Origin of the sequence: Exiguobacterium sp. s157 (genome assembly GCF_018618205.1) — a bacterium.
Taxonomy (GTDB): domain Bacteria; phylum Bacillota; class Bacilli; order Exiguobacteriales; family Exiguobacteriaceae; genus Exiguobacterium; species Exiguobacterium chiriqhucha.
This window is the reverse complement of sequence record NZ_JACSLQ010000023.1, coordinates 1-1,689: the sequence shown is the minus strand read 5'-3', so window position 1 is coordinate 1,689 and position 1,689 is coordinate 1. Positions and strand designations below refer to the sequence as shown.

At 50.8% G+C, this 1,689-nt stretch carries 1 protein-coding gene; it reads left to right on the top strand.

What is annotated here, in order from left to right; all coding sequences use genetic code 11:
- The first annotated feature begins 71 nt into the window (after window positions 1-71).
- Window positions 72-1,642, top strand: a protein-coding gene (locus KNP67_RS15185) for an IS3 family transposase (RefSeq protein ID WP_214756980.1) whose coding sequence is annotated in 2 segments (ribosomal slippage) — window positions 72-711 and window positions 711-1,642 — 1,572 coding nt in all. Because the reading frame shifts where the segments join, the coding sequence is not laid out codon by codon here.
- Window positions 1,643-1,689 lie beyond the last annotated feature (47 nt).

Sequence of the window (1,689 nt, the reverse complement as noted above, 5' to 3'; positions counted from 1 at the left end):
GATGATATGCTCCCCAATAGGTAGACAGATGAAATAACAAATCTGTTTATCTGATTGGGGAGTGTTTTTTTATGGCGAGAAGTCGGCATACGATCGAACAAAAATTGAGTGCGCTGCGCATGATGGAAGAAGAAACATATACTTGGAAAGAAATCATGGAGGCTCATGGCGTCTCTAGGCACACCCTCCAGGTGTGGAAAGTGAAATTCGATACCGGTGGGATTGATGCGTTGAAGGAATCGAAGGCATGGAAATCTTACACCAAGGAACTGAAAATCGCGGCCGTCCGCGACTATCTCGATGGGTTCACTAGAATGGAGGTACTCTCCAAGTATCAGATCAGTGATTGGTCTGTTCTTCGTAAATGGATTAAGAAGTATACTAGTCATAGCGAGTTAACAGATTCGAGAAAAGGGATGGATCGAGCTATGACAAAAGGAAGAAAAACTACATTCGAAGAGCGCCTTGAGATCGTGAAATATTGTTTGGAGAATGGACGCAACTACCAGCAGACCGCGGAACAATTTCAGGTGTCCTATGCCCAGGTCTATGGCTGGATCAAAAAGTATGACACGGGCGGGGCAGAGGCGCTCGTGGACCGCCGTGGGCGTACGAAGCCAGAGGACGAACTAAGCGAAGAAGAGAAGCTCAAGCGCCGTATCCAGCAAATGGAGCTTGAGAATGAACTTCTTCGTGCGGACATCTTGTTCCTAAAAAAGTTAGAGGAGATCGAGAGGAGGTCATAATCAGCCAGGTACGGCTACAGCAACGATATATCGCCATCAAAGAATTGAACGAAGAGGAGGCCCTTTCGATCGTGCTCCTCTGTCGAGTCGCCGGCATCTCACGGACGGCCTATTACAAATGGTTGAATCGCACCATACCGGTGCGTCAAGAAGAGAACGAGAAGCTTCTGGAGGACATCCGTCTACTCTATGACCAGGCGAACGGCACATACGGGTACCGTCGGATCACGATGACGATCAACCGGTTGCGCCGACAACAAGGACTGTCCCCGTTCAATGAAAAGCGAGTCTATCGCTTGATGCATATCCATGGAATCCAATCGGTCATCCGCCGGAAGCGGAAGAAGCATAAGAAGTCAACGCCGCAGCACGTGGCCGAGAATCTGATGAACCGAGAGTTCAGCGCGTCCCGACCGGACGAGAAATGGTGCACCGACGTCACCGAGTTTAAATATGGTGCCGGGAAAAAGGCATACCTGAGCGCAATCATCGACCTGTACGACGGCTCGATCGTCGCCTATCGCATCGGAAAGTCCAACAACAACGCTCTCGTCTTCCAGACGATGATGCCAGCCATCACGGGGCTCCGCACAGGAGCGCGTCCGATGATCCATAGCGACCGAGGGTTCCAATATACCTCGAGAGGGTTCAAACGCATGGTGGAAGACGCGGGACTGACCCACAGCATGTCCCGGGTCGGACGTTGTCTCGACAACGCCCCGATCGAGAGTTTTTGGGGCACCTTGAAAGTGGAGATGTACTACTTGCGTGAGTTCCAGGCCTATAGCGAACTCACAACGGCCATCGAGAACTACATATCGTTCTACAACCACGATCGTCTCCAGAAACGACTGAACGGCTTGAGCCCTGTCGAATACAGGTCTCAAGCCGCTTAGGTTGGTTTTCATTATTTACCCTGTCTACTTGACGGGGAGCAGTTCAC